Annotated in this window: 21 protein-coding genes; 5 read left to right on the top strand and 16 right to left on the bottom strand. The window is 65.3% G+C overall.

Features of this window, described 5'->3' with window-relative positions; translation table 11 throughout:
* The first annotated feature begins 189 nt into the window (after nucleotides 1-189).
* The gene (locus C793_RS0102740; protein WP_017429422.1) at nucleotides 190-1,917 is read left to right on the top strand and encodes a methyl-accepting chemotaxis protein; all 1,728 of its coding nucleotides are present in this window, start codon (nucleotides 190-192) and stop codon (nucleotides 1,915-1,917) included.
* Between the two features lie 15 nt (nucleotides 1,918-1,932).
* On the opposite strand, the gene C793_RS13460 is transcribed toward C793_RS0102740, so the two are convergent.
* From C793_RS13460 to C793_RS0102695, 9 genes are all read right to left on the bottom strand, one after another.
* Entirely contained in the window at nucleotides 1,933-2,523 is a 591-nt protein-coding gene (locus C793_RS13460; RefSeq protein ID WP_017429421.1) for an undecaprenyl-diphosphatase, read from the bottom strand.
* 92 nt (nucleotides 2,524-2,615) lie between these two features.
* On the bottom strand, nucleotides 2,616-3,407 hold the full coding sequence (cysQ, locus tag C793_RS0102730; RefSeq protein WP_017429420.1) for a 3'(2'),5'-bisphosphate nucleotidase CysQ: 792 nt from the start codon (nucleotides 3,405-3,407) through the stop codon (nucleotides 2,616-2,618).
* Nucleotides 3,400-4,113: an SIMPL domain-containing protein gene (locus tag C793_RS0102725; RefSeq protein ID WP_017429419.1), complete on the bottom strand. Its 714-nt coding sequence runs from the start codon at nucleotides 4,111-4,113 to the stop codon at nucleotides 3,400-3,402. The genes cysQ and C793_RS0102725 overlap by 8 nt, the downstream gene beginning before the upstream one ends.
* 106 nt (nucleotides 4,114-4,219) lie before the next feature.
* Nucleotides 4,220-4,810, bottom strand: a complete 591-nt coding sequence (locus C793_RS14045) for a hypothetical protein (protein ID WP_017429418.1) — start codon at nucleotides 4,808-4,810, stop codon at nucleotides 4,220-4,222.
* A gap of 251 nt (nucleotides 4,811-5,061) precedes the next feature.
* Nucleotides 5,062-6,033 (bottom strand): glycine betaine ABC transporter substrate-binding protein, encoded by a 972-nt coding sequence (locus C793_RS0102715; RefSeq protein WP_017429417.1) that lies wholly within the window; start codon nucleotides 6,031-6,033, stop codon nucleotides 5,062-5,064.
* A 108-nt stretch (nucleotides 6,034-6,141) separates the two neighbouring features.
* Nucleotides 6,142-8,208: a TonB-dependent receptor domain-containing protein gene (locus C793_RS0102710; protein WP_017429416.1), complete on the bottom strand. Its 2,067-nt coding sequence runs from the start codon at nucleotides 8,206-8,208 to the stop codon at nucleotides 6,142-6,144.
* Nucleotides 8,209-8,359: 151 nt separating this feature from the next.
* Nucleotides 8,360-9,298 carry a 5-oxoprolinase subunit C family protein gene (locus tag C793_RS0102705; RefSeq protein ID WP_017429415.1) on the bottom strand — a complete coding sequence of 313 codons (939 nt, stop codon included), beginning with the start codon at nucleotides 9,296-9,298 and terminating at the stop codon, nucleotides 8,360-8,362.
* Nucleotides 9,298-10,014 carry a 5-oxoprolinase subunit PxpB gene (pxpB, locus tag C793_RS0102700; RefSeq protein ID WP_017429414.1) on the bottom strand — a complete coding sequence of 239 codons (717 nt, stop codon included), beginning with the start codon at nucleotides 10,012-10,014 and terminating at the stop codon, nucleotides 9,298-9,300. Before pxpB ends, C793_RS0102705 begins: the two co-directional genes overlap by 1 nt.
* Nucleotides 10,011-10,787, bottom strand: coding sequence for a 5-oxoprolinase subunit PxpA (locus C793_RS0102695; RefSeq protein WP_017429413.1), 777 nt, complete (start codon nucleotides 10,785-10,787; stop codon nucleotides 10,011-10,013). The genes pxpB and C793_RS0102695 overlap by 4 nt, the downstream gene beginning before the upstream one ends.
* Before the next feature lie 215 nt (nucleotides 10,788-11,002).
* On the opposite strand from C793_RS0102695, the gene C793_RS0102690 reads away from it, so the two are divergent.
* The 4 genes from C793_RS0102690 to C793_RS0102675 all read left to right on the top strand — a co-directional run bounded on the left by C793_RS0102690 (nucleotide 11,003) and on the right by C793_RS0102675 (nucleotide 14,550).
* Complete coding sequence (locus C793_RS0102690) at nucleotides 11,003-12,067, top strand: TRAP transporter substrate-binding protein (protein WP_017429412.1); 1,065 nt, start codon at nucleotides 11,003-11,005, stop codon at nucleotides 12,065-12,067.
* A 92-nt stretch (nucleotides 12,068-12,159) separates the two neighbouring features.
* Entirely contained in the window at nucleotides 12,160-12,711 is a 552-nt protein-coding gene (locus tag C793_RS0102685) for a TRAP transporter small permease (protein ID WP_017429411.1), read from the top strand.
* A 10-nt stretch (nucleotides 12,712-12,721) separates the two neighbouring features.
* Nucleotides 12,722-14,020 (top strand): TRAP transporter large permease, encoded by a 1,299-nt coding sequence (locus C793_RS0102680; protein WP_017429410.1) that lies wholly within the window; start codon nucleotides 12,722-12,724, stop codon nucleotides 14,018-14,020.
* Nucleotides 14,020-14,550 carry a winged helix DNA-binding protein gene (locus C793_RS0102675; RefSeq protein ID WP_017429409.1) on the top strand — a complete coding sequence of 177 codons (531 nt, stop codon included), beginning with the start codon at nucleotides 14,020-14,022 and terminating at the stop codon, nucleotides 14,548-14,550. Before C793_RS0102680 ends, C793_RS0102675 begins: the two co-directional genes overlap by 1 nt.
* A gap of 86 nt (nucleotides 14,551-14,636) precedes the next feature.
* Here C793_RS0102675 and C793_RS13450 read toward each other — a convergent pair whose 3' ends face one another.
* The 7 genes from C793_RS13450 to clrA all read right to left on the bottom strand — a co-directional run bounded on the left by C793_RS13450 (nucleotide 14,637) and on the right by clrA (nucleotide 24,854).
* Nucleotides 14,637-16,151 (bottom strand): BCCT family transporter, encoded by a 1,515-nt coding sequence (locus C793_RS13450; RefSeq protein ID WP_083871886.1) that lies wholly within the window; start codon nucleotides 16,149-16,151, stop codon nucleotides 14,637-14,639.
* Between the two features lie 144 nt (nucleotides 16,152-16,295).
* A complete protein-coding gene (locus C793_RS0102665) occupies nucleotides 16,296-18,212 on the bottom strand; it encodes a WD40/YVTN/BNR-like repeat-containing protein (protein WP_017429407.1) in 1,917 nt (638 codons plus the stop codon).
* Between the two features lie 68 nt (nucleotides 18,213-18,280).
* Nucleotides 18,281-19,402, bottom strand: a complete 1,122-nt coding sequence (locus C793_RS0102660; RefSeq protein ID WP_017429406.1) for a P-loop NTPase — start codon at nucleotides 19,400-19,402, stop codon at nucleotides 18,281-18,283.
* Between the two features lie 12 nt (nucleotides 19,403-19,414).
* On the bottom strand, nucleotides 19,415-20,308 hold the full coding sequence (locus tag C793_RS0102655; RefSeq protein ID WP_017429405.1) for an ethylbenzene dehydrogenase-related protein: 894 nt from the start codon (nucleotides 20,306-20,308) through the stop codon (nucleotides 19,415-19,417).
* A gap of 42 nt (nucleotides 20,309-20,350) precedes the next feature.
* On the bottom strand, nucleotides 20,351-21,079 hold the full coding sequence (locus tag C793_RS0102650; RefSeq protein WP_017429404.1) for a molecular chaperone TorD family protein: 729 nt from the start codon (nucleotides 21,077-21,079) through the stop codon (nucleotides 20,351-20,353).
* A 16-nt stretch (nucleotides 21,080-21,095) separates the two neighbouring features.
* The gene (gene clrB / locus C793_RS0102645; protein WP_017429403.1) at nucleotides 21,096-22,076 is read right to left on the bottom strand and encodes a chlorate reductase subunit beta; all 981 of its coding nucleotides are present in this window, start codon (nucleotides 22,074-22,076) and stop codon (nucleotides 21,096-21,098) included.
* Between the two features lie 12 nt (nucleotides 22,077-22,088).
* Nucleotides 22,089-24,854, bottom strand: coding sequence for a chlorate reductase subunit alpha (gene clrA, locus C793_RS0102640; RefSeq protein WP_017429402.1), 2,766 nt, complete (start codon nucleotides 24,852-24,854; stop codon nucleotides 22,089-22,091).
* Nucleotides 24,855-24,947 lie beyond the last annotated feature (93 nt).

Genomic DNA, 24,947 nt, shown 5'->3' with positions numbered 1-24,947 from the left:
GGGCGTTTGCGTTTCTGCTCGGCGCACGTCTGGCGCAACAGCGTTGAAGGATTCAACGCATAAGCTATTCAGGTCAGCGGTTGTTTTGCCGATAGTGGTATAGCCCCGGGCCGCCCGGGCCATCCGGCAAGCGGGTCGCCCGACCCCTTTGCTGCAAGGCTTTTAACGGACCTGACCCAGGAGCTGTTTATGTTGCGTTCACTGGCATCGCGCCTTTCCGGCCTCCAGGCCAAAATCCTCATGCTCGTGCTGATACCGCTGTTACTCGTCACCGTGGTGCTGGTGCTGTCGTCATCGCTCGAGCAGCAATCCGCCACCCGACAGGCTCTGGCCGCGCAAAAACAACAGCTGATCGACGCGCGCAAGGACAAGGTCAAGAGCATCGTGGAGAGTACCCACAGCGCCATTCAGCCGATACTCGACGATCCCGGCGCCAGCGAGGCAAGCAAACGCCGGCGCGTGTATGAGCTGCTGCAAAACGTCCGCTTTGAAGACGGCAACTACATCTGGGCCTACGATTACGACGGGATTGCCACGGTACTGGGGGATAACCCGGACCTGGTCGGACAGCCCCACTACGACATGCAAAGCGATGACGGCACCTACATCGTGCAAGGCATGATCGAGACCGGGCGCAGCGGCAACGGCTTTTACCGCTACGACTGGGAATATCCCGGCACCGACGAAGTGGCGGCCAAGCAGTCCTACGTTATCAACGTCCCCGAGCTGGACTGGGTGATGGGCGCCGGCGCCTATATGCGCGACATTCAGCACACCATGGCCGGTGTTCGCGAGCGTGCCGAAAACAACCTGCAACAAAGCATCATGCTGGCGATACTGATCGGCCTGGGCGCCTTTGTATTGATGAGCATCATCGCCGTATGGCTGGTGCGCCGGCTGGTACGGCCGATCAACCAGACCGCCAGCGCCATGCGCGATATTGCCCAGGGCCGCGGCGATCTGACCCAGCGCCTTGTGGTCAGGACACGCGATGAAATCGGCGCGCTGGCCGAGCAGTTCAATGCCTTCGTTGCCCGCATGCAGACCACGCTGATCAACGTGCGCCAAAACGTACACGAGGTCTATCACGGCGCCAGCGAAATGGCCCAGGGCAGCGATGAGCTGGCCTCGCGCACCGAGCAGGCGGCTGCCAACCTGCAGGAAACCTCGTCGTCCATGGAAGAAATCACCTCAACGGTGAACCACAGCGCCGACAACGCCCAGCAGGCCAGCCAGCTGGCCAGCTCGACCGTGACCGTGGCCCACCAGGGCGGCGAAGCCATGAACGAAGTGGAAGACACAATGGGCAACCTGAGCCAGTCGGCTTCCCGCATCGGCGAAATCATCACCATGATCGACGGCATTGCCTTTCAGACCAACATTCTCGCGCTGAACGCTTCGGTCGAAGCCGCCCGGGCCGGCGAACACGGCCGCGGCTTTGCCGTGGTCGCCGAGGAGGTGCGCGATCTGGCCAGCCGCAGCGCCAATGCCTCAAGCGAGATCCGCGAGCTGATCGACACCGCGGTGCGGCATACCGAGCAGGGCAGCGATACCGTCAAGCGCGCCGGCGACACGATCCGCGAAATTGTCGACAGCGTTACCCGGGTCACCGACGTCATCGCCGAGATAAGCGCCGGCGCCAAGGAACAGAGCTCGGGCATCAGCCAGGTCAATACCGCCGTTACCGAAATGGACACCATGACCCAGCAGAACTCGTCCATGGTGCAGCAGACCTCCAGCACCGCCGAGTCCATGCGCGACCAGGCGGCGGCGCTCAGCGAGCTGGTGGATACCTTCATCCTCGGCGATGACGCCGCGGCTCAAACCGCATCGCCGCCGACCGCTTCGGCGCTGCCCGATACCGGCGCGTCAACGGCCTCCCGCAACACGGCCGAAGACGACTGGGAAGCGTTTTAGCCGCAAACCCGCCGGCTACTGACCGCCCCGCCCGCTTATCCAGCGATCGGGGCGTATGGCGGCAACCCGCTCAAGCAGCCGGCCCTGGGGGCTCGCTGCGTTATTGCACAGCTGGACGCTGCCGGCCGCCGCCAGGCCGGTAACGGCGGCGCCGAGAATATCCAGCGGGAAATGCACGCCGACAAACACCCGAGCCAGCCCGCCGGCCAATCCCAGACCGACCAATAGCGCGCCCAGCAGCCGGGTGCGGCTTTCGATGGCCAGCACAAACGCAATGGAAAACAGGAAGGTGGTGTGGTCCGAGGGAAAGGAAGCATCCGGCGAGTGGGCCAGCAGGGTATGACCCAGCCCCTGTACGAAGGGGCGCGGATGGCTGTACACCAGCGACAGGGCGTAGCTGATGCCAAGCCCTGCCAGTACCGCCCCGCCGGCCTTGAGACCGGCCTTGCGCCGCGCTACCTCGGGGCTCAGCCAGAGCCCGGCGAGTACCAGCATGAACAGGTACGGCATGGCTTCGGCGGCGGCCAGGCCCAGCGCATCCAGCACGGCGCTTTGGCCGGCGGGGTGGTTGATCAGCAAAAACGCTGACACGTTGAAGTCTTCCATGGGCGTCGCGGCTCATCGGCGTTGCTGACGGGCGCTGATGCCCGTGTTTTTGGCATTCCGCCTCGGGTACGTCGTGTCGTTGGCCGGTTTGGTCAGAATCCCCAGGCCACAAACGCCGGGTTCCGCGTCTGCGCCGGCGTGGCGTAGTTCAGCGGCTCGCCGGCCGGGTCCGGCGCCGACCCGACCCCCGCCACCATCCGGCCGCCGGCCTGCTCAAGCACCACCTGGGCGGCGGCGGTATCCCAGAGACAGGTAGGCCCCGGGCGCGGATAAACGTCCGCCTGGCCTTCGGCCACCAGGCATGACTTGAGCGAGCTGCCGACCGGAATCAGGCAGTACTCGCCGAGGGCCTCCAGCCAGGCGCTGCCCCCGGCGTTGGCGTGCGAGCGGCTACCCAGCACCCGCCAGCAGGCGCCGGCTGCGGGCCGCCCGGCGACCCGGATGGGCTCGCGCTGCCGGCCCTCGGCTGCCACTTTCCAGGCGCCCTGCCCCCGGGCCGCCACGTAGGCCACACCGGTTACCGGCACCAGCACAACGCCCAGCACCGGCCGGCCGCTCTCGACCAGCGCAATGTTAACGGTAAACTCATCGTTGCGGCGGACGAACTCCCGGGTGCCGTCCAGCGGGTCCACCAGCCAGTAACGGCCCCGGCCGTCCGCGCCGGCAAAACTCGCGGTATCCTCTTCGGACAGCACCGGGATCGCTTCCGGCCATGCCGCCAGCCCATCGGCGATCACCCGGTGGGCGGCCAGATCAGCGTCGGTCACCGGCGAATGATCCGCCTTTTGGGTCACGCTGATGTCCCGGGCATACACCGCCATGATGGCGTCGCCGGCGCGGCGGGCCAGATGCTCCAGACGGTCGGGCCAGGCCGAATCAATCAAGGTAATAGTCGATGGTAGTCACCACGCGCACGGTTTTTTCCGCCTGCCGGGTCCGGCTCACGCCGGCCGCGGCGTCCCGGGCGTTGATCTGGAACACGCCCTGGTTGGCCCGGCGCAGCTTGCCCACCGTGGCGTCGGCATCCTCGGCAAACTGCTCGGCGGATTCCCGGGCAGCGGCGGTGGCTTCGGCGATCATCTCGGGCTTGATGTCATTGAGCTGGCTGAACAGGTAGCTGGGCCCGCTGCTGCCGTAATCCGACGACAGCACCACGCCCGCGTCCACCAGCTCGCTGACGGCCTGGGCCGCTTTGCGCACGCGCTCGACGTTGTGGCTACGCACGGTAAGCGTCTGATTGATGATAAAGCCCGGCCCGCCGTCGCTGTTCTGGTAGGGGTCGGCGCCCGTGTCGTTGACGCTGAGCTTTTGCAGCTCGACTCTGTCATCGCGGATATTGTGCTGTTCGAGAAACGCGAGAACCGCGTCGTGGCTCTCGCGGATGCCCGCTCGGGCGTCCTGGAGCGTGTCGCCGGTGGCCACAAAGCGCAGCGGCCAGAGCGCGGTATCCGCGGTGACATCGCGCTCGGCCAGCCCCTTGACCGTGACATAGCGGTCGCCGGTCCCCAGGTCGGCAAGACCGGTGCCGACCAGCGACGCGGCGATAATACCCGCCGCGCCGAGGATCAACGCAGGCATCACTCTTTTCATGCTCGGGGCTCCTTATGGGCAATGGCACCCGCTGGCAATGGTGCCGGCGGGCGGTAGCGTCAGGGTAGCGTCAGGCACCGGGTACGCGGCAACCGTAACGCGGGGGTCAGACTTTGGCACGGCCGTTGATGACGGCTTGCAGGCCTGCCTCCGTCACCGGGTGCTTGTCGGCATCCACGGCCTTGCCGCCCAGCCGGATAAATTCCCGGGTGAGCGACACCAGCTTGGCCAGCTGCATTTTGTTAGGGGTGGCGGAGCGGTTCTTTTTGGCCATTTTCAGGCTGATGCCCTTGATGGGCGCGGGGCCGTTATCCTGATTGAACGACGGCAACGTGCCCGGCGGGTAGGCGTTGGCAATGAGGATAGGGTTGCGCGGCGACTCCCCTGCCAGGGTAAAGGTTTTGCTGCGGCTTTCATGCACCGCGCCGGCAGTCGCCAGCAGGCCACCCACCCGCTGGTTGAGCCCCATGTCCGGGGTATCAAACATCACGAAAAGCCCCCAGGCGCCGGCCTTTTCGTCGATCAGCACCGGCGCTTCCACATTGTCGTCAGGTGAGTCATCGCGGCGCTTCGACGACCGTTGCCGATGACCCGGCAGCCGCCCCGTCAGCCATAGATAGGCGATACACAAGAGGCCGTTAAGACTCATCCACCCCGCTATAATGGCGATCACCAGCACCAGGCGCATGCTTTCCATTCCGGTATCCCTTGTCGTGTTTATCCCGCGCTTGGCCCGAAGCTAAAAAAGCTAAAAGAGCTAAAAGCGTTGGTTAGCAGGGTATCTTGCCTGATTGCCCGGGTTTTGTCACAAGTCATCCCCACGGCAGATGGCCGCCGGGTTTCCGCACGGCCGGATGACCCCGGTGAACGCCACGGTGGCCACAAACAAAAAACGCGGCCACCCGCCAGGGCCGCCGCGTTCGTTACGGAGTGTCGGGTGCTGCAGGGTTACGGGGCGGGGATATTCAACGCGCTCTGAACCACAGGCCAGGCGTTTTGGTCACCGCTACGGGTCGTGACGCCATCCATAAACGACTTCACTGCCTCGGGATGGTCCTGCAGCCAGGCGCGGGCCACGTCGGCGGCGGGCTGGTCGTCAAAGCTGTAGCCGTAAATCATCGAGCTCTGGTCGTCCGCGCTGAAGTTGAGCTGGTCCAGCAGCCGGGTTGCGTTGGGCTGGCGCCCGGCGAAGCGCTGGCCGACCAGGGTGCGCACGTTGCTGCGGCCGCCTTCTTCGCCCCAGAGGTCGTTGGGATCGTCGAGGTAGCGCACGTCGTAGGCGATGTTCATCCAGTGCGGCGTCCAGGCGCCGAAAACCACCCAGTCTTCACGCTGAATCGCGGACTTGACCGTGCTGAGCATGCCGGGCGTCGAGGTTTCCGAGATGTCCCACTCGGCCAGGTTGTAGACGTTATCCGCCACCCCGCGCTTGAGAATTTCGCTGATGCCCGACCCCACCTCGATGGAATAGACGGTGTTGCCGAACTGCGCCCGCACATCAGGGTCCTTGAGGTCTTCCGCCGAGGTAACGCCGGCATCGTAGACATAGGTCGGCACGGCAAAGCCCAGGCGGGCGCCGTCGACGTTATTGCCCAGGTCGTCGATGACCCCGTCCTGCATGGCGGCGTCGTACGATTCGCTCTGACCCGGCAGCCAGGCCGCCAGGTAGGCATCCACGTCATCCTGATTCAGCGCTTCATAGGCAATCGTCGACCCCAGCTCCTGCTGCGCCGGCTGATAGCCCAGCGCTTCCAGCAGCTGGCCGGCCAGCTCGCTCTTGACGGTAACGCCGGGCCAGGACGGCACGGCAAAGCGGACGTCGGCGGGCTCATCGGCCACGGCAACCGTGCTGAACGCGAGCGCCCCGGTGAATACGGCAACGCTCAACGCCGGCGGGGTAAAGGAAGGGGAAAACGTCATTCGGGCTCCTTGGGGTATCTGAGTTACATCTGGAAACTCTACCTGCCGGAGCGTGCCGGGGCAAAATACGTGCGGCCCGCCATTGCCGACGGGCCGCCGTCTCGATGCTTAAAACTCGACGGTGATGCCGAAGTTATACCGGCGTCCGTCCAGCACCTTTTCGAAATCGGCGTAGTTCACGTCCTTGTCCAGGGCGTTATACACCCCGCCGAACAGCCTGGCCGCGGGCGTCAGCTGGTAGGCGCTGCCTACGTCGACAAAGGTATACGACGGAATCTCGCGGCCGCTGCTGCCGTGGAACTGCGGCGCGCCGCTGGAACGTCCGCGAAAGTTGACCCGGGTCCAGCCCGAGAGCGGGCCTTCGGGCTTCCAGTCCAGGGTGGCGTTGGCCATGTGTTCGGGCAGGTTATTGAGCGGCTCGCCTTTATCGTCGCCGCTTTTCTGCTCGGAGTCGGTGTAGGTATAGCTGCCGGTCAGCGAATAATCCCGGCCCAGCGGCAGCGTCAGCGAGGCCTCGACACCCCGGGTCACCGCCTTGTCGATATTCTTGCGGGTATCGATATAGGCGTATTCGTGGTCATCGCCGTCTACCAGGCATTCCGGCGTCACATCGTCACCGCGATAGTCACCGCTGTAACACACCGGGTCTTCGGCAATCTTGTCCTTGAAGCGGTTATGGAAAAGCGTCACCCCCGCCTGGACGCCGCCGTCATTGTCCCAGAACACACCCAGCTCGTTACTGAGGCTCTTCTCCGGCTCCAGATCGGGGTTGCCGATGAGCAGCGCATTGCCTCCCGGCCCGCCGGTCGCCTGGCCCCAGCCCGGCGCGGTATAGCGCAGGTCCGGCGCGCGATAGCCGCTGGTAACGCCGCCCTTCACCGTCCACTGCGGCGCCGCGTTCCAGACCCCGTACAGGCGCGGCGACCAGTGGGTGCCGTAGTTTTCATCCTTGTTGAGCCGCGCCCCGCCGGTGAGCGAGAAGCTCTCGGCGAGCCTCCATTCGTCTTCCACGAACAGCGCCCACTGCCAGCGGTCGATCTTGCCTTCACCGTCCGCCAGGGTATTGCCCTGGCTGGTGAGCTTCTGCTTTTCGTACTCCCCGCCCAGCGTAAAAAGGTGCTGCCCCAGCGGCAGTACCGCCTGGCTGCTGAATACCGTGTCTTCGTAGTCGATACCGCCGCGCGCGTTGGGGTTGCGCACCTTTTCCTGCTGGATATGGCTTTCCGAGGTGCCAAAGTCCCAGCTGCCCTCGTGGCCCAGCGCATAGTGGCGCCGGTCATACTCATCCTTCGAGCGCGTATTGGGCCCGCCCCGCCCTTCCTCGGCGATGGACTCGCCGGGGTTGCTGGTGCGTTCCTGCTCGCTGTAGCCGGCCTCCAGGGTCAGGTCGTGGTTGACCGTGGCGTTCCAGCTCAGCTCGGCGGTGGCGTCGGCCAGGCGCTGGTCGTTGTAGCCGTTGACGATATGGTCTTCGTCGCGCTGCGAGTACTGGCCGTAAACCTTCAGCCCCAGCACGTCGTCACTGAGCGGGCCGCCCACGTAAAAGCGGCTCTGCTGGCGGTTGCCCGAGTCGGCATCCTGCTGAAGCGTGGTGTCGACGGTCACGCTGCCGCCCCATTCGCGGTCAACGCTGCGGGTGATGATATTGACCACCCCGCCCAGCGCATCGGAGCCGTACAGCGACGACATCGGCCCGCGGATTACCTCCACCCGCTCAATGGCCGACAGCGGCGGCATCCAGCTCTGCTCGATGCCCGGGCCGTCGCTGCCGGGGCGCGTCTCGCGCGAGCCCTGACGCTTGCCGTCGACCAGCATCAGCGTGTATTTGGCGCCCATGCCGCGCAGGCTGATGTCCTGCGACGACCCGCCGCCGGTGACCACCACGCCGGGCACGTCTTTCAGCGCGTCGGTAACATCGCGGTAGGCCTTGTCTTCCAGGGTGTCGCGCTCGATCACGCTGATGGACGCCGGCGCCTGCCTGATCTGCTGCTGGTGGCCCGTCGCGGTGACCACGACGTCATCCAGCGCCTCGGCCTCCTGCGCCTGTACCGGCAGACTCACCAGCCCCGCCACGGCCAGCGCCAGCGAACTCCCGAGCGCTACCGGCCGTTGACGGAAGAAAGGCCGCTGATAAGGGTGCTGTTGATAAGGATACCGTTGATAAAACCGTGACATGTCGATCCCTTGCTGGTGATTACGATGGATAAGCAGCAAGGCAAGACAATAATGCGAATCTTTGTTATTTGCAATATATTTACATAGGCGCCTGCGTTATATTCCTGTTGCTGGATAAAAGCTCTGCCGAACAGACCGAACGGCCAGGCGGTCAACGCAGCGCGCGACGAAAACGCCGATAGTCGCCCAGAGCGGCCTCGGCCGATACGGCCTTGAGGCGCAGGCGAGTGCCCGGCGAACACTGCGCCAGGCGGGCACAGGCCAGCGGTGTCAGAGCGCCGAGACGCGGGTAGCCGCCGATGGTCTGGCGGTCGTTCAACAAGGCAATCGGCTGGCCGTCGGTGGGCACCTGTAGCGCTCCGAGCCCCAGGCCTTCGGAGATCATCCGGGTGAGGTTGCAGCGCAATACCGGGCCGCGCAAGCGCACGCCCATGCGGTCGGCACGCTCATCAACCTGCCAGGGACGATTGAAGGCCGCGTAAAGGCTGGCGCCGTCAAATTCGGCCACCTGGGCACCGGGGATCAGGCTCAACGTCGGCGCGGTGCAATAGTCGGGCCGGGTGCCGGCGGGCGCCTCGTGCCCCGTCGCGCGACGAGGCGCGGCGGCGCGGACGCAAAGCTCGTCGCCTTCCGCCAGCGGGCGGCCGGTACCGTCGTGGCCGCCCAGGCCTTCGCGCACCACGCAGGCAACGCTGCCCAGAACCGGCTCGGCCTGAAAGCCGCCGGCAACCGCCAGATAGGCGCGCAAGCCGCTGGCCGGCTGCTGAAAACGCAGCAGCTGGCCGCGCTTTACACTCAGATCGCGCCACAGCGGGAGCGGGGCGTCATCCAGGGTGGCGTCAAGGTCGGCGCCGCAGACCGCAATGCGACTGTCGCACAGCACTTCAAGCGTCAGCCCGCCCAGCGCAACTTCCAGCGCGGCCGCGCCCCAGCCGTTGCCCGCCAGGCGGTTGGCCCAGGCCCAGGCATGCAGATCCGCCGGGCCGCCCTGGGTCACGCCGAGCCGACGCACGCCAAAGCGCCCGGCATCCTGCAGCATTGCCAGCGGGCCGGCGCGCAGCACTCGCAGCCCGGGCTTGTTATCGCTCATCACGCCTCCCTGACGGGCGTTATATCGCCGCCCGAACGCTCGAATCGGGTTTGCGTGACCGGCACAAAGCGCACCCGGTCGCCCACCTGCAAGAGACTGAAACCCTCGCGCCGACGATCAAACAGCACAGCGGCGGTGCGGCCGATCAGGTTCCAGCCCCCTGGCGATGCCACGGGATACGCCGCCGTCTGCTGCCCGGCCACGCCGACGCTGCCGGCCGGCACGCGCTTGCGCGGGGTGCTCAAGCGGGGCATCACCAGGCGCTCATCCACGCTGCCCATGAACGCAAAGCCGGGCGCAAACCCCAGCGCATACACCTGGTAGGTCGTGCCGGCATGGCATTCCACCACCTCGTCCCGGGTCATGCCGGCCTGCTCGGCCAGCGCATCGAGCTCCGGGCCAACGCCGGGGTCGTACCAGGTCGGCAGCTCGCGCACCGGCGCGTCTGCCTGTTGATGGTCGGGCCTGAGCGCTGCCAGCACCTGCCACAGCTGATGGCGTACGTCCGCCGGCGCTATCCGTTCGGGATCAAAAACCACCAGCAGGGTGGTATAGGACGGCACCATGTCGACCAGGCTATCGCCCAGCGCCGTTTCGCAGTCGCGCATCAGCGCCAGCAGCCAGGCCATGTTGGCTTCGTCGATGGCGTCAAACAGCCGTATCAGCCAGCCGTCCTGCCCGGCGGATTCCAGACGCGGCAGTGCTGTCGGCCTCATGACGCCTCCCGGGGAAACAGCTGATGGCGAATATCGCGGATGGCCGCAATCGACTCGGGATTGTCGCCGTGGACACAGAGCGTATCCGCGTCCAGCACCAGCTCGCTGCCGTCGCTGGCGGTCAGGGGCTCGTTGCGGGCAATACGCCGCGCCTGATCCAGAATCGTCGCGGCGTCGTGATGCACCGCATTCGCCCAGCGGCGCGGCAGCAGCCGCCCGTTGCCATCGTAGCCGCGGTCGGCGAACGCCTCGAGCCACACGGCGACGCCGTACTCCCGAGCCAGCGAGCGCACGCCCGAGGTATCCCGCGTTGCCATGACCACCAGCGACAACGCCGCACCATGGCGCGACAGCGCCCGCATAACCGCAGCGAGTATCGCGTCATCGTGGCTCATGGCGTTATACAGCGCGCCGTGGGGCTTAACGTAGCCCGGCGACATGCCCTCGGCGCGGCACAGCGCCTCCAGCGCGCCCAACTGATACAGCACCATGTTTTCAATTTCGGTTGGCGTGCAGGCCATGGCCCGCCGGCCGAATCCAACCAGGTCGGGGTACGCCGGATGCGCCCCGACAACCACACCGTGCTCGCGCGCCAGGCGCACCGTGTGGCGCATGGTGTCGGGGTCCGAGGCGTGAAAGCCGCAGGCGACGTTGGCCAGATCAACATACGGCATCAAGTCGGCGTCGCAGCCCATCGTCCAGGGGCCGAAACTTTCCCCCATGTCGGCGTTGAGGCGCAGGTCTTTCGTGGGCGGCCGTTCTTCTGTGGGCATCCGGGCCTCCTGAAGGTGCTTTTTTACAGACGGTTTTTGGAAGACATTTTATTGAAAGCATTTTGCCAATAAATTACCAACACTTTATCACTACAGAATAAAAATTCAGTCCTGAGATCGTTGACGTTAACCAGCATGGCTGCCTAGTCTTCCCGTGGAGCCAATGTCATACAACAAGAACGCACGCCCAACCCCGTGCCCTTCAAGGAGAACCCATGATCATGCCCCTGAACAACTTGCTGCCCCATAGCCTGCTGCTCCGGCGTCTATCGGGCAGGCGCCTGTCTCGCGGACGTTCGCGGATGACCTCGACCATCGCGCTGGGCGTTAGCCTGGCAACCCTGAGCCTGAGCGCCCAGGCGGCGACGGAGTGGGACATGCCCACGCCCTACGGCGACCGTACCTTTCACACCGAGAATATCCGCGAATTCACCGACGAGGTGCGCGATGCCACCGATGGCGAGCTGGACATCAACGTGCATTCCAACGGCTCGCTGATCAGCCATGCGGAAATCAAGAACTCCGTGCGTCGCGGCATCGTGCCCATCGGCGAGGTGATCATGTCGCGGCTGGCGAACGAAAACCCGATTTTTGAAGTGGACTCGGTGCCCTACCTGGCGTCGGGCTACGACGATGCCCGCGCGCTCTGGGAAGCCTCCCGGGACACGATCTCGCAGGAGCTGGCCAAGCAGGACCTGCGCTTGCTGTTCGCCGTGCCCTGGCCGCCCCAGGGCATCTACACCCAGGAAGAGCTGACCGGCCCCGATGACCTGGAAAACCTCAGCATGCGGGCCTACAACAATGCCAGCGAACGGCTGGCGCAGCTGGCCGGCGCGGTCCCCACCCAGGTCGAGGTGCCGGATATTCCCACCGCCTTCAGCACCGGGCGCGTGGGCGCCATGATCACCTCGCCGGCCACCGGCGTGGACACCAAGGCCTGGGACTACCTCAGCGAGTTCAACCACGCCCAGCTGTGGCTGCCGAAAAACATGATCATCGTCAGCGACAAGGCGTTTTCACGGCTGGATGAGGACACCCGGCAGGCCGTTCTTGACGCCGCCGACCAGGCCGAGCAGCGCGGCTGGGACATGAGCCGTGACGAAACCCGGGAAGCGCTGAAAGCGCTGAAAGACAACGGCATCAACGTCACCACGCCCACCCCCGAGCTGGCGGACAAGCTGCAGGAAATCGGCGACACCATGACCGAGGAATGGGTCGAGCGCGCCGGCGACCAGGGGCAGAAAATCCTGGATGCCTACCGCGACAATCAGCAGGACTGACAACCGGCCAGACATAGCGGCGGTCATCCGGCCGCCGCACGGCCCGTCGCCTGCGGCGACGCCACCTTCCAGCCACCCCGGAATCCACGAGCATGAAGTATCGACTCCGTTCGCTCTACCACCTGGGTGGCTACCTCTCGGCCACCTGCCTGGTGCTGATCTGCACCCTGATCAGCCTGCAGATCCTCGGCCGTATCAGCGATATTCTGCTGACGGCCCTGGGTGCCGAACGTATCGGCCTGACCATTCCCGGTCTGGCCGAAATCTGCGGCTTTCTGCTGGTCGGCGCCACCTTTTTCGGCCTGGCGTATACCTTCATCCATCACGCCCATATCCGTGTGACGCTTCTGATCGGCCAGCTGCCATCGCGGTACCGGGTATGGGCTGAAACCGTCTGCCTGAGCATCGCGCTGGCGCTCTGCCTGTACCTGACGTACTACGTTTATCGGCTGCTGACGGACAGCATCGCCTACGGCGAAACCTCCTACGGGCTGTTGAGCATCCCGCTGTGGCTGCCGCAGTCGGCCATGCTGGGCGGCCTGATTCTATTCTGCCTGGCGCTGGGAGAAGCCTGGTGGCAAACCCTGGTCGTGGCCGTTCGCCGGCCGGATAGCTTCACCCCCGGCGATACCGACCCGAACTGACGAGGCCAAGATGCTGATACTCACCCTGACCCTGTTCGTCACGCTGCTGATCCTGCTGGGAAGCGGCGTCTGGGTCGCTTTTTCCCTGCTGGGCCTGGGCTGGGTGGCGCTGAGCCAGTTCACCCCGGTGCCCACCGGGGACGTCATGGCTTCCGATCTCTGGGGCGCCAGCTACAGCTGGGAGCTGACCGCGCTGCCGATGTTTATCTGGATGGGCGAAATCCTGTTCCGCTCGCGGCTGGCCAACGATATGTTTACCGGCCTCTCGCCCTGGATGCAGCGCATTCCCGGCCGCCTGCTGCATACCAACGTGATCGGCTGCGGGCTCTTTGCCGCCGTCTCGGGCTCGTCGGCGGCGACCTGCGCCACCATGGGCAAGATGACGATTCCCGAGCTCACCCGGCGCGGCTATGACGAGCAGCTGGTCATCGGCACCCTGGCGGGTTCGGCTACCCTGGGGCTGCTGATTCCGCCCTCGATCATCCTGATCGTTTACGGCGTGGCTACCGACCAGTCCATCGCTCGGCTGTTTATCGCCGGCATCCTGCCGGGTCTGCTGCTGGTCAGCCTCTTTGCCGCCTATTTGATGCTCTGGGCCTGGCGCCACCCCGGTAGGATTCCCGCCGCCGAGCCTTCGGTGGCCTGGCGCGAGCGCCTGCGCCGATCGCGGCGGCTGGTGCCCATGCTTGCGCTGATCGCCGGGGTTATCGGCTCGATCTACGCCGGCCTGGCTTCGCCCACCGAAGCCGCGGCCGTGGGCGTGGTCCTGTCGCTGGTGCTGGCGCGGGTGCAGGGCAGCATGAATCGCCACGTCTTCCACGACGCCCTGATGGGGGCCGTGCGTACCTCCTGCATGATTGCGTTTATCCTCGCCGGGGCGTCCTTTCTGACCGCTGCCATGGGCTTTACCGGCCTGCCCAGCGACCTGGCGGCATGGATCGGCACCCTGGGGCTATCGCCGGCGCTGCTGCTGGCCGCGCTGACGCTGCTGTTCATCCTGCTGGGCTGCTTTCTTGACGGCATTTCGGTGGTGGTGCTGACCACCTCGATCCTGCTGCCCATGGTCGAGACGGCGGGCATCGACCTGATCTGGTTCGGTATTTATCTGGTCATCGTGGTGGAAATGTCGCAGATCACGCCGCCCATCGGCTTTAACCTCTTTGTGCTTCAGGGCATTACCGGGCGCAACATTCTGAGCATTGCCCGCGCCGCGCTGCCTTTCTTCTTTCTGATGATGCTGGGCGTCGTTCTCATCGCGCTGTTCCCGGACATCGTCACCTATCTGCCCACCGCCATGGGGAACCGTTAATGAGCCACAACACCCCCGCCGCCACGCCGCTGCGCGGGCCCATTGTATCGTCCGAGCACCTTTCCCGGAGCAGCGAGGAGCTCTCCGAATTCGAGTTCGGTCTGATCATCGCCAGCCACGCCTTTCAGCGCTGGATGTCGCGCTGCATGGCCGCCACCGGGCTGCCCGAGCTGGGGTCGCTGGATGTGCTGGTGCTGCACAGCATCAACCACCGGCGGCGCGCCAAGCGCCAGGCGGATATTTGCCTGGTGCTCAACGTGGAAGACACGCACACCGTCAGCTACGCGCTGAAAAAACTCGGCAAGCTGGGGCTGGTTACGGGCAACAAGCGCGGGAAGGAGACGTTCTTTCACACCACCGATGAGGGGCAGGCGGCGTGCCAGCAGTATGCGGAAATCCGCGAAGCCTGCCTGGTCGATTCGCTGTCCACCCTGGGTGTGGAACGTCAGGAGCTGCACCACATTGCCGCCAGCCTGCGCGCCATTTCCGGCCTTTACGACCAGGCGGCGCGCTCGGCGGCGTCGCTGTAGCGAGCTTTATAGCGGGGTCTATCGCGACCCCGGGGCTCTCGGGCTGTGGCGCGGGTTAACGGCCGGGGGCAAACTGTGGGCACGGGTTAGCTGCCGGAAGAAGACTCCGGCGACGTCTCCGCAAGCGCATGGGGCCGGCGCAGGGCGATGGATAAGGCGGGAATAAACGTCAGCAGCAGGAGCCCGAACGGCAACCCGCTGGCAATCGCCGCCGACTGCAACGCATCGAGCCCGCCGGCACGCAGCAGGAACGCCGTCACCAACCCCACGGCCGCGACCCAGAAAAACCGCTGCCGCCAGCTGGGGGCATTGCCGTTTGACGTCAGCGTCGAGACCACCAGCGCGCCCGAGTCCGCCGAGGTGACGAAGAACACCAGCACCACCAGCACCGCGACGCCGGTGGTCAGGGAACTGAGCGGCAGATAGTCCAGCAGCCGATAGATGCTTTCATCCGGCGCAGCGCTTACCATCTCGGCAAACCCCGCATTCTCGAACAGCTCCAGAAACAACGCGTTGCTGCCGAACACCGTCATCCACAGAAAGTTGAACAGCGTGGGCACAAAGAGCACGCCCAGCAGATACTCGCGGATGGTTCGGCCTCGGGACACCTGGGCGATGAACATGCCCACAAACGGCGACCAGGAAATCCACCAGCTCCAGTAAAAAATCGTCCACTGCGACTGCCAGTGGGTGCCGGTGTAGGTCTCGTTCCAGGTCGAGAGTTTGGGCAGGTCGTTGATGTAGGTGCCCAGGTGCTCACCCAGCGCCTTGAACACCAGCAGCGGCTCGCCGGCAAAGAGCACAAACAGCATCAGGCCCGCCGCGACCATCAGATTCAGCTTGCTGAGCAGGCGCACCCCGTTGCCCAGGCCGCTGAGTACGCTGATCAGCGCCATGCTGCACACCACGCCGATAACCGCCAGATTCAGCCAGTCGTCGCTTTGCAGCCGGGTCAGCTCGGCAATGCCAGCGCTCGCCTGGCTGGCGCCCAGCCCCAACGACGTGGTGATACCGAACAGGGTGCCGATCACCGCCGCAAGGTTGGCCACCCAGCCGACCCGCCGCGCCCAGGCGGCGGGCAGCAGTTCGCGCAGCGGCGCCTCGAAGCTGAGCTTATGGCCGGCGTTGTAATGGAAAAAGGCCAGCGTCAGCCCCACCAGCGCGTAAATGCCCCAAGGATGCAGCCCCCAGTGCAAAAACGTCATCTCCATGGACACCTGGGCGGCGCGCGCGCCCTCGCCGTTGTAGTCCGCATAGCTGGCGTAGTGCTGCAGCGGCTCGGAAACGCTGTAGAACAGCAGCCCGATACCCATACCGGCGGCAAACAGCATGCCGAACCAGTCCAGCCGGCTGAACTCGGGGCGGGCATTGGGCCCGCCCAGGCGAATACGCGCCAGCGGCGTGAACAACAGGTAGAGCGCGAACAGCAGCACCGCGTTCATGATGAAAATCAGCATCCAGCCGGTGGAGCTCGCCATGACCTCCTGCACCCGGGAGAACAGCCGGGCAGCGGCTTCTCCCTGAACGCCGACAAAGACCAGCAGCAGGCCGATAATCGCCGCCGAGACGATAAACAGGCTCATTTTCCTGAACGAAGGCATGGTGGGAGCTCCGGGGCAGGCGTGGGTGTCGCTGTATTATATCAGCACACTAAAATATAAAGCTACGCCCGGCCCCCGTAAAAGCGGCCCGGGTCGCCGGGCCGGCGCAGGCTCAGGGCCAGCGTGGAATCGGGGCCAGCAAAATCAGGGCCGGCGGAGAATCGTGCCCTGATCGCCCACGGCGTAGACCACCCCGCCCCGGGTGGCGAGTACCGAACGCAGGCCCAGGTCGGTACCGGTGGGATCGCTGCGCCACTCATCGCCGTCCCGCCGTACCGCGCAGCCGTGGGTGCCCACGGCGTAGACGCCGGCGGCCGCAGAGCCGGAGATCGACAGCAGATCATCGCGCACGCGGATGGGCATCAGCTGCCAGCGCTGCCCGCTGAAGTGCGCCAGGGTCCCGGAAAGCCCCACGGTGTAGATATTGTCCAGCGCATCGCCCCAGACGCCGTAAAGGAAGTTTTCAGTGCCGGCGGCAAAATCGGTCCACTCGCGGCCGTTATAGCGCAGCACCAGGCCAAAGTCGCCCACGGCGAGCAGGTGCTCGTCGTCCATGCCCCAGAGGTGATAAAGCGCCGACGAGGTGCCACTGGGCAGCCGCTTCCAGCCCAGACCGTCGAAGTGGAGAATCAGCCCCTCGTCGCCCACGGCGAAAATCGAATCCGGGCGGGTGCCCCACATCGAAAGAATGGTGACATCCAGGTGCAGGTCAAAGTGCAGCTGCCATTCGTGGCCGTCGAAGCGGAAAATCTGCCCGAACTGACCGGCGGCGTAGAGCCCGCCTTCCCCGGCATCCAGCACGCAGTGCAGGTTGAGCTCGGTGGGCGCGGGGAGCCGCTCCCAGCGGTCGCCGTCGGCGGCCAGGCGCATCACCGTGCCGGCCTCGCCGCAGGCGTAGCACACGCCCTGCGGGGTTTCCCAGAGATTCCACAGCTGGCGGTCGGTGGGCGAGTCCATCGCCTCCCAGCAGGGCGTCTCGGCTTCGCCGCCCGCCACCGGCGCCAGGGCATCGATAAAGTCCGGCGCGGCGGTCATGATGGTGCCGAAATCGCCGACTACCAGCGCCTCGCCGGTAGTGAGCGGCACGATATCCATCAGGTCATGATGGCAGTTGCTTTCCAGCTGGTAAAGGCGCGGCTGTTGCTTCTCGGCGCGGGCTCCGCCGGGGCTCGCCTGGGCGAGAAAGTCGCGCAAATAGAATAGATAGCCGCGGTCGCCGACGATCAGCACACCGTCCTTGTACGGCCGCAGCGAGCGCAGCCGCGGCATGGGAGTGTCGACGTCGATGGCCTCAAAGCGGCCGTTGGCGTAGCTCACCAGCTCGCCGCGAAACCCGCCCTGATCGACGAAATAGCGCCCACCGCCGAGCAGCAGGGTATCGTCATCGACCACCAGCATGGCCTGAAAACCGGCGCCCAGCGGGCAGTCCAGCGCCTCCCAGCTGCCGTCGAGGTCGCGCCGTATTACAGTGCCTTCGCCGCCGGCGGCAAAAACGCGGCCGCCGGGCGTGCAGCCCACGGCGCGCAGGTTGATGCGGGTGGGGCTGTCTTCCCGCTGCCAGGCCTGGCCGTCGTAGTGCAGGATCATGCCTTCATCGCCTACCGCCCAGGCGTGGCCGTCGGCGTTGCCGTCGATGGCAAACAGCGGGGTGTTTTCCTCGCAGGCGGTAAAGCGCTGGTCCTCGTCGTCGATGACGCCGCCACGCAGCTTTTGCCAGCGGGTGCCGTCAAAGTGCAGCAGGCAGCCCATCCAGCCCACGGCAAACAAATGATCCCGGGAAGGCCCCCAGATGCCGTGAAGCGGCAGGTTACCGGGGGTGTCCAGCGGCTTCCACAGCCGGTCCTGGTCATCGGCGTGGCCGTCAAAGTGCAGCACCATGGCTTCATCGCCGACCACGAACACCTCACCGTCGCCGGCCCAGCCGGACCAGAGCACATCGCCGTCGCCGGCGCCCACTTCGGGCACGCGATGCCAGGCGGCGCGCTGCGGGGCGTTGGGGTTGGCGCCGTCGAGCAGCTGACGGAAAAAGCGGCGGCGGTCCGGATTGGCGGTCTGGGTCATCAAGGTATCCTGACGTAACGAGACGAATCGAAAAAAGGCGGGCCGCCGGGCGCAGCGGCGGCGGGGGTTCAGCTCTGGCGCAGCAAGTCGGCCAGCTGGCCGCGCAGCTCTTCCTGCTGCTCCGCAGGCAGGTCGGCCAGGGCAGCGTCGAACTCGCTGCCGGCGCCCTCTTCCAGGGTATCCAGCGAGGCCACGGCGGCGTCGGCGAAAAGCGCCCGGGCGTGCTCGACGCAGGCATCGACCACCGGGGCAAAGGCCCGGGCCTCGGTGCCGTCCGGGGCGTCGACCGTGATGGGCCGGCCGCTGTCGGAACCGCTGGCCAGCGCCGGCGACAGCGGAATCTGCGCCAGCGATGCAACCTCGTGTTCCGCCAGCGCCGTGGCCAGATGCTCCCGGGGGAAGAGATGAAACTCGCCCTGGCAGTGGGGGCAGACCACCCCGGACATATTTTCCACCGCGCCCAGCAGCGGCATACCGCGTTCCCGGCAGAAGCGCACCGCCTTGAGGCTGTCCATCAGCGCCATCTCCTGGGGCGTGGTCGCCAGCAGCGCCGCCGCTTCCTGACCTTCGAGCATATCGGCCAGGGTAATCAGCTCGTTGCCGGTGCCCGGCGGCATATCCACGACGAGAAAATCCAGCGGCCCCCAGTCGAAGGAACCGATCAGGTGGTGCATGAAGTCGTGCTTGTAGGGATCGCGCCAAACGATGGGCGTATCGTCGGTTTCCATCATGAACGCCAGCGAGCCGACCCGGATCGGATGCTCGATGCCCTCGGCGTTAAACGCCCGGGGGGAAAGCCCGGCCTGCCCCAGGCGGATACGCTCGCCGGCGAAGCCGAAAAAGCGGCTCTGGTTGGGCCCGTGAATATCGGCATCGGCAACGCCGACGCGATAGCCGCGAGCCGCCAGCCCCGCGGCGACGTTGGCCGATACCGTGCTCTTGCCCACGCCGCCCTTGTTGGCCATGACCAGCAGTATCTGGCCGATACCGCTCAAGCGCGACTCCAGCAGGTGCTTTTCGTGCTGGGGCTTGTCGAGGGTGCAGGTCGGCTCATCGGGGCAGAACTGGCAGGAATGGCCCCGGCCGCAGTCGGCCGACGCCAGCGCCAGCGGGTCGCGCTCGGCGTTGGCCGTCTCGGCGGATGCGCCAGGGGTGGCGGATGCACCGGGTGTATAGTGCGAAACCGACATTGAGGTACCTCGTTAACCGTCTGCTGCTGTTTCACCATCGCTGCCGGCGGCGTCCAGCCGGATCCAGGTGTGGGTCACGCGCTTGTCGCCGTCGCGCTGATTGTCGTTACCCTGCCACAGGGCGAAGCCCATGGGTACCGGGTTGCGCTCCAGGTTCGCCGCGTGCTCGCTGTCGCCGGCTTCGATGGGGCGCGACATGACCACATGCCACTCGCCGTCATCGCTGTACTCGTCGGGCACGTAGGCGCTGTCGCCGGCGATGTTCTGCTCGGGCAACCGTGTAGTGCTGCCGTAGCCGCCGGCGGCCAGGTTTTCGACGGCCTCGCGGTCAGAGCGCCAGTACCAGATATTTACCGGGTTATCCGGCCCCGAGCCCATCATGTACGAGGTATCGACGCCGTTGATCGCGTACTGCACCGCCACGCCATCGCGGAAGTCGTCCACCGTGGTGGCGCGATCCTCGCTGGCGTCCTTCCACCGCAGGCGAATATAAAAACGCTCATCGGTGCGCGCGACCTGAAAATACAGCGGCTTGCCGGCCTCGATTTCGTCGGCAAAGCGCAGCTTGACCGAGCGATGCACGGGCGGCGCGGGCAGCAGCGTCGTGCGATACGTCGGCACCCGATCCCAGATCAGATCGTCGGGATCGTTCTGGCTGCGCAGGTAGATATTGTCCGGCATCCGAGTGACCGCCACGGTGTCGCCGGGCTCCACGGCCGTGACGTTGGGGTTGCCCGCGTCCTGGTCCGCATCAGCGGCGCCGCCGGCGGCAACAACCAGCGCCAGGCCGGCCAGCGCCGCCGGGCGAAGCGGATGATGATGTCGTTTTGTGGACGTCCCTTTGGACGATTTTGTAGACGGGCTTGCGGACTGCTTCAGGGAACGATTTTTCAGGGGCAGCTTCATGGCAGGTATCCTCAACGGTCGGTGGCACGGACAGCGCGCGGCTCAGTCCCACATGGCCTGGCTGGCCGGAATGGCACCGGGGGCCGGGCAGGGGCCGACCTGCTCTTCCAGCGCCTCACGCCGGCGGTCGGCCCAGGCGGGCAGCGTGTCAATCAGCTGCGCCAGGGTGGCATCCAGCCCGTGACCGGAGGCCCTGACATACGCGGCCTTGACCGCATGCAGCAGCGGGGACAGATAGCGGGTAATAAAGTCGCGTCGGGCGCGACGGTACGCCGAGGCGTCCTGGCCGGCGCCCAGCGCCCGGGCTTCGAGATGACACAGCAGCGCGCAGAATTCGAGCATGGTGACCAGGTGGTCGGGCTCTTCGGTGTGGCCTTCGTCGCCCCGGGCCGTTTGCAGGTCAAAGTGGCGGTAAAACGCCCGGACGTTGAGCATGTAGCTGCCCGGGGTTTCGCCGGCCAGCAGCGAATCATAGGCGCTGCCGACCAGCGGCACCCGCGGCTGGCCGCGCCGGCCGTGGACGAAAGTCGCCATGTAGCCGACCTCAAGGGCGTCGAGGTCGGCGCAGGGCGACTGCGCCGGCCAGCGGTCGCCGGTCTGCGCCCGCCAGGCTTCGTCCAGCGCCTGCTGCAGGCGGCCATCCTCCAGCGCCTGCTGGGTCTCGGCCAGCGGGTAGCCCAGCAGCACCGCCGCCAGGCGGTAGAACGATTCCACCGCCGTCAGGCTATCCTCCTGCGCCGGCGCGCCGGGTGATTGAGTCAAAGCGCTCATCAAGGGTCTCCCGGCCTCAGCTCAGCTTGAACATTTCGGCGTGCTTGAAGCCGATCAGCGTATCCATCAGCTCGCTGTCCTGGCCGTCGGCCTTGGCCTGACGCTCCGCTGCCAGGGTATCCAGCACCTCGCCCACGCGCGGGCCGAACAGGCTTTCCAGATAGTCGAGCGGAATACGCGACTCGTCGAGCTGCTCGCCGTTTTCACCGAATTTGGGCGGCGACATCGGCGGAATATAAAATACGTTGGGCTCGGTGCCCCATTCCGGGTGCAGCGGCAGCGCGACCTGATGCTTGTCCACCAGCTTGTGGATGGGGCCGTCCTCGTCGTCGCGATAGCCGATCCAGCGGATCCGCCCGACGCACTGCTGGGCGCAGGCGGTGGGCAGGCCCTTCTCGATGCGCGGGTAGCAGAAAATGCACTTCTCGGATTTGGAAATCTGCTCGTTGAAGTACACCTTCTTGTACGGGCAGGCGTTGACGCAGTAGCGATACCCCCGGCAGCGCTCCTGGTCCACCAGCACGATGCCGTCTTCCTGGCGCTTGTAGATCGCGTTGCGCGAGCACGCCGCCAGGCAGCCGGGGTTGGCGCAGTGGTTACACAGCCGCGGCAGGTAGAAGTAGTAGCTGTTGGGGTAGTCGCCTTCGCCTTCGTCCTCGTCCCAGTTGGCGCCCCAGGTCGGCTTGACGTTGGGCCGCAGCCAGGGGTCGGTGCCGGTCATCAGCGCCTCGGAGTAGTTGTACTCCCAGGGGATGCCGTAGTCCTCCTGGCTGGGCTGGCGGCTCAGGCGCAGCGCGCCCTCCTCGTCGAAGCCGCCGCCCATGTTCTGGTAGTCGCGCGGGTAGCCCAGCCCCGGCTGGGTCTCCACGTTGTTCCAGTACATGTACTCGCGGCCGTTACGGTTGGTCCACATCAGCTTGCAGGCCGCCGTACAGGTCTGACAGCCGATGCACTTGTTCAAATCCAGCACCATGCTGAGTTGGCGTTTAACAGCCATGCAAATCTCCTCTTAAACGGTGCCCGGCTCGGCGATGTCTTCGGCCCTGGCCAGCTCGATGTCGTAGCAGCTTTCGTGAATATGCTGGTTGGCATTCCACATCGCGTAGATGAACTTCAGATGCCCCCAGTTGCCCACCAGCTCCAGCGGCTGCAGGAAAATCGCGTTGGACATATTCATGTTCTTGCGCTGGATGTACTGATGCGGCTCCCAGCCGTGCTCCATCATGATCGAGTCCACCGGGATGCTGGGGTAGAACTTCGCCTGGGCAAAGAACTCGCCCACGCCGTTGAACATCCGCACCCGGTCACCGTCCTTGATGCCGCGCTCATCGGCCAGCTGCGGGTTGATGTAGATATTGGGCTCGCCGCGTTGCAGGCGCAGCAGGTACTTGTTGCTGCGCCAGTTGGAGTGAATCCCCCAGCGCGCGTGCGGCGAGTAGAAGTGCAGCGGGTAGTTGGAGGCCTCCGGCCCGGCGTAGTTACGCGCGGTGGGCACGGTGGAATCCAGCTTCTCGAACCAGGGGTGATCGCAGTAAAAGGTAATGCGCCCGGTCAGGGTATCGTAGGGCTTTTTGCCCTCGGTTTGCGCGGTAAAGGGGTTGTAGGGCTCGTCGGGCTTGAGCGGCTGATTGGCGCCGGCGTGCTCGTTCATCACGATAAAGCCGCGCTCGGCCGCCTCTTCCAGGCTGACGCCGCCGAATTCCGGCGAATCCTCGACGATATGCTTGAGCACGTCGTGGTCGGTTTTCAGCTCACCGTTGCGGGTAAAGTCATCGTGGATGGTGTGCATGTCGCGGGTAACATCGCCGTCCTCGATGGCGCCGATATCCCGGGCGATAGCGCGCTCCTGAATCTTTTGCGTGAGCAGCGCCATGATGTCCCAGTCGGGCTTGGACTCGCCCACCGGGTCCACCGAGCGGGTAAAGATATTGGCGAAGCGATGATAGCCCTGGGTGCGAATGTCCCAGGCCTCGTAGTGGCTCGCCGCCGGCAGAATATAGTCGGCCCATTCGGCGGTGGAGTCCATGCGCACGTTGATGTTGACGTAGAGCTCGCTGGCCTGGCGCAGGTGTTCGTCGCGGTACGTTTCCGACATCTTGTTGCGCCGGAAGGTGTTGTCGGCGATCGAAATCATGCCCTTGATTTCGCCGTAGTAGGGCATCCATTCCTTGTCGATGGACTCGTTGACCATCTCTTCCATCTCGTCGAGATCGAAGCCCACGCGCTCCTTGAGCTTGGCGTTGTCGAAGTGCTGGCGCGCGCCTTCCATCATGCCGCCGCGCAGAAACTCACCGAGGCCGCCGGGCTCCAGCCGTGCGGATTTCTCGCCGCCGTAGCCGGAAAGCTCGGTCCAGCGCGGGTGGTTCCACGCCACCCAGGAGGTATCCAGCCCGCCGGTGCGCCCGCCGTGGCCGGTCAGCGCCAGCGTCAGCGCGTAGCCCCAGCAGGTATACAGGCAGTTGGAGTAGCTGGACGTGACATAGCCCAGCATGATGATGGCCTTGTTGGCGGCGGCAATGTGGCGCGCTTCCTGGCGCACGATATCCGGGTGGATATTGGTGGTCGAGTGGGTCTCTTCCGGGGTGTACTTGGCCGCTTCGCGCTTCACCTTCTCGAACACCGGCGTCACGGTGATGCCGTCAAACTCGTACTCGCCCTCGATGGCCGGGTCCACGTCGCCGAGCTTGAGCGTCTTGTCGTCGTCGCCCATGGAGCCGCTGGCCTTCACGCCCTGGCCGCTGTTGAGGTCCCAGTGGTAGAAAACCTCGTCGGAGCCGCCCTCGACCAGGTCTTCTTCGCGCAGCAGCTTGCCGTTGTCCAGGCGCACCAGCATCGGCAGGTCGGTCTGCTCTTTCATGAACGCCGGCTTGAAGAGCTCTTCGTCGATGATGACGTTGACCAGCGACATCGCCAGGAAGGGGTCGGTGCCCTGCTTGATGGGCATCCACAGATCGGTATGAATCGAGCTGGGGTTGTAGTCCGGTGCGCTGCTGGTAATCCGCGCGCCGTTGTACTTGGCCTCCCAGATGTAGTGGGCATCGGGAATGCGCGTGGCGTTGGGGTTGATCATGCCCAGCATGATGTAGTCGGCATCGAACCAGGCGTCCGAGGTAAAGCTTTCCAGCGGGCTGCCGTACGCCAGGTGGGCGCCGGTCAGCAGGTCGCCGACCACGGTAAAGCCGTCGAGCTGGATGCCGCCCACCAGCGCCGCAAAGCGTGCCGGGCCGGACTGGCGGACCATGGACTGATTGCCCGAGCCCTGGTGGGTCTTGAGCTTGCCGGGGCCGTACTTTTCAAAGATATCGAGGATCTTGTCGGCAACTTCCTCGGTCGCCTGATCCCAGGAAATCCGCTGCCACTTGCCCTCGCCGCGCTCGCCGGCGCGCTTGAGCGGATGACGCAAGCGATCGGCCTCGTACATCGCGGTGGAATGAATCGCGCCCTTCTGGCAGCCCCGGGGGTTGGCATCGGGCACGTTGGGGTTGACCTGAGGGTACTTGGCGATCTGCTCCTCGCGGATAACGATGCCGTCCTTGACGTAGACGTTCCACGCGCAATTGCCCATGCAGTTGATGCAGTGGGCGGCGTGGCCGACGCTGTCCCAGGTCCATTCGTTGCGGTAGAGATCTTCCCACCCGCGGTACGGGTATTCGCTTGCCAGGGTATCGCCAATCGGCTCCAGGCGGTTGAGCGCCCAGACGTTGCCGCTGAGCATGGCCCCGGTACCGGTGACCCCCAGCCCTTTCAGGAAATCACGACGCTTGAGCTTCCACATGGTGTTCTCCTCATCCACAGCTGCCGCCGGAAAGCCGGGCGCGTCCCGGTAGCGGCGCTGAGTCACGGCGCTGAATCCGGCCTGGTGCCACGC

The organism is Vreelandella jeotgali Hwa (assembly GCF_000334215.1).
GTDB lineage: Bacteria > Pseudomonadota > Gammaproteobacteria > Pseudomonadales > Halomonadaceae > Vreelandella > Vreelandella jeotgali.
Note: the sequence above shows the minus strand (reverse complement) of the source record. Positions and strands in the feature narration are given on the sequence as shown.

What these genes read in the sequence shown, in the direction of transcription:
- C793_RS13450 (WP_083871886.1), bottom strand. Translation starts at nt 16,151, where the DNA reads ATGCCTTCGTTCAGGAAAATGAGCCTGTTTATCGTCTCGGCGGCGATT.
- C793_RS0102665 (WP_017429407.1), bottom strand. Translation starts at nt 18,212, where the DNA reads ATGACCCAGACCGCCAATCCGGACCGCCGCCGCTTTTTCCGTCAGCTG.
- C793_RS14045 (WP_017429418.1), bottom strand. Translation starts at nt 4,810, where the DNA reads ATGGAAAGCATGCGCCTGGTGCTGGTGATCGCCATTATAGCGGGGTGG.
- C793_RS0102655 (WP_017429405.1), bottom strand. Translation starts at nt 20,308, where the DNA reads ATGAAGCTGCCCCTGAAAAATCGTTCCCTGAAGCAGTCCGCAAGCCCG.
- pxpB (WP_017429414.1), bottom strand. Translation starts at nt 10,014, where the DNA reads ATGAGGCCGACAGCACTGCCGCGTCTGGAATCCGCCGGGCAGGACGGC.
- C793_RS0102650 (WP_017429404.1), bottom strand. Translation starts at nt 21,079, where the DNA reads ATGAGCGCTTTGACTCAATCACCCGGCGCGCCGGCGCAGGAGGATAGC.
- C793_RS0102685 (WP_017429411.1), top strand. Translation starts at nt 12,160, where the DNA reads ATGAAGTATCGACTCCGTTCGCTCTACCACCTGGGTGGCTACCTCTCG.
- clrB (WP_017429403.1), bottom strand. Translation starts at nt 22,076, where the DNA reads ATGGCTGTTAAACGCCAACTCAGCATGGTGCTGGATTTGAACAAGTGC.
- C793_RS0102695 (WP_017429413.1), bottom strand. Translation starts at nt 10,787, where the DNA reads ATGCCCACAGAAGAACGGCCGCCCACGAAAGACCTGCGCCTCAACGCC.
- C793_RS0102715 (WP_017429417.1), bottom strand. Translation starts at nt 6,033, where the DNA reads ATGACGTTTTCCCCTTCCTTTACCCCGCCGGCGTTGAGCGTTGCCGTA.
- C793_RS13460 (WP_017429421.1), bottom strand. Translation starts at nt 2,523, where the DNA reads ATGGAAGACTTCAACGTGTCAGCGTTTTTGCTGATCAACCACCCCGCC.
- C793_RS0102740 (WP_017429422.1), top strand. Translation starts at nt 190, where the DNA reads ATGTTGCGTTCACTGGCATCGCGCCTTTCCGGCCTCCAGGCCAAAATC.
- C793_RS0102705 (WP_017429415.1), bottom strand. Translation starts at nt 9,298, where the DNA reads ATGAGCGATAACAAGCCCGGGCTGCGAGTGCTGCGCGCCGGCCCGCTG.
- C793_RS0102690 (WP_017429412.1), top strand. Translation starts at nt 11,003, where the DNA reads ATGATCATGCCCCTGAACAACTTGCTGCCCCATAGCCTGCTGCTCCGG.
- C793_RS0102710 (WP_017429416.1), bottom strand. Translation starts at nt 8,208, where the DNA reads ATGTCACGGTTTTATCAACGGTATCCTTATCAACAGCACCCTTATCAG.
- clrA (WP_017429402.1), bottom strand. Translation starts at nt 24,854, where the DNA reads ATGTGGAAGCTCAAGCGTCGTGATTTCCTGAAAGGGCTGGGGGTCACC.
- C793_RS0102725 (WP_017429419.1), bottom strand. Translation starts at nt 4,113, where the DNA reads ATGAAAAGAGTGATGCCTGCGTTGATCCTCGGCGCGGCGGGTATTATC.
- C793_RS0102680 (WP_017429410.1), top strand. Translation starts at nt 12,722, where the DNA reads ATGCTGATACTCACCCTGACCCTGTTCGTCACGCTGCTGATCCTGCTG.
- C793_RS0102675 (WP_017429409.1), top strand. Translation starts at nt 14,020, where the DNA reads ATGAGCCACAACACCCCCGCCGCCACGCCGCTGCGCGGGCCCATTGTA.
- C793_RS0102660 (WP_017429406.1), bottom strand. Translation starts at nt 19,402, where the DNA reads ATGTCGGTTTCGCACTATACACCCGGTGCATCCGCCACCCCTGGCGCA.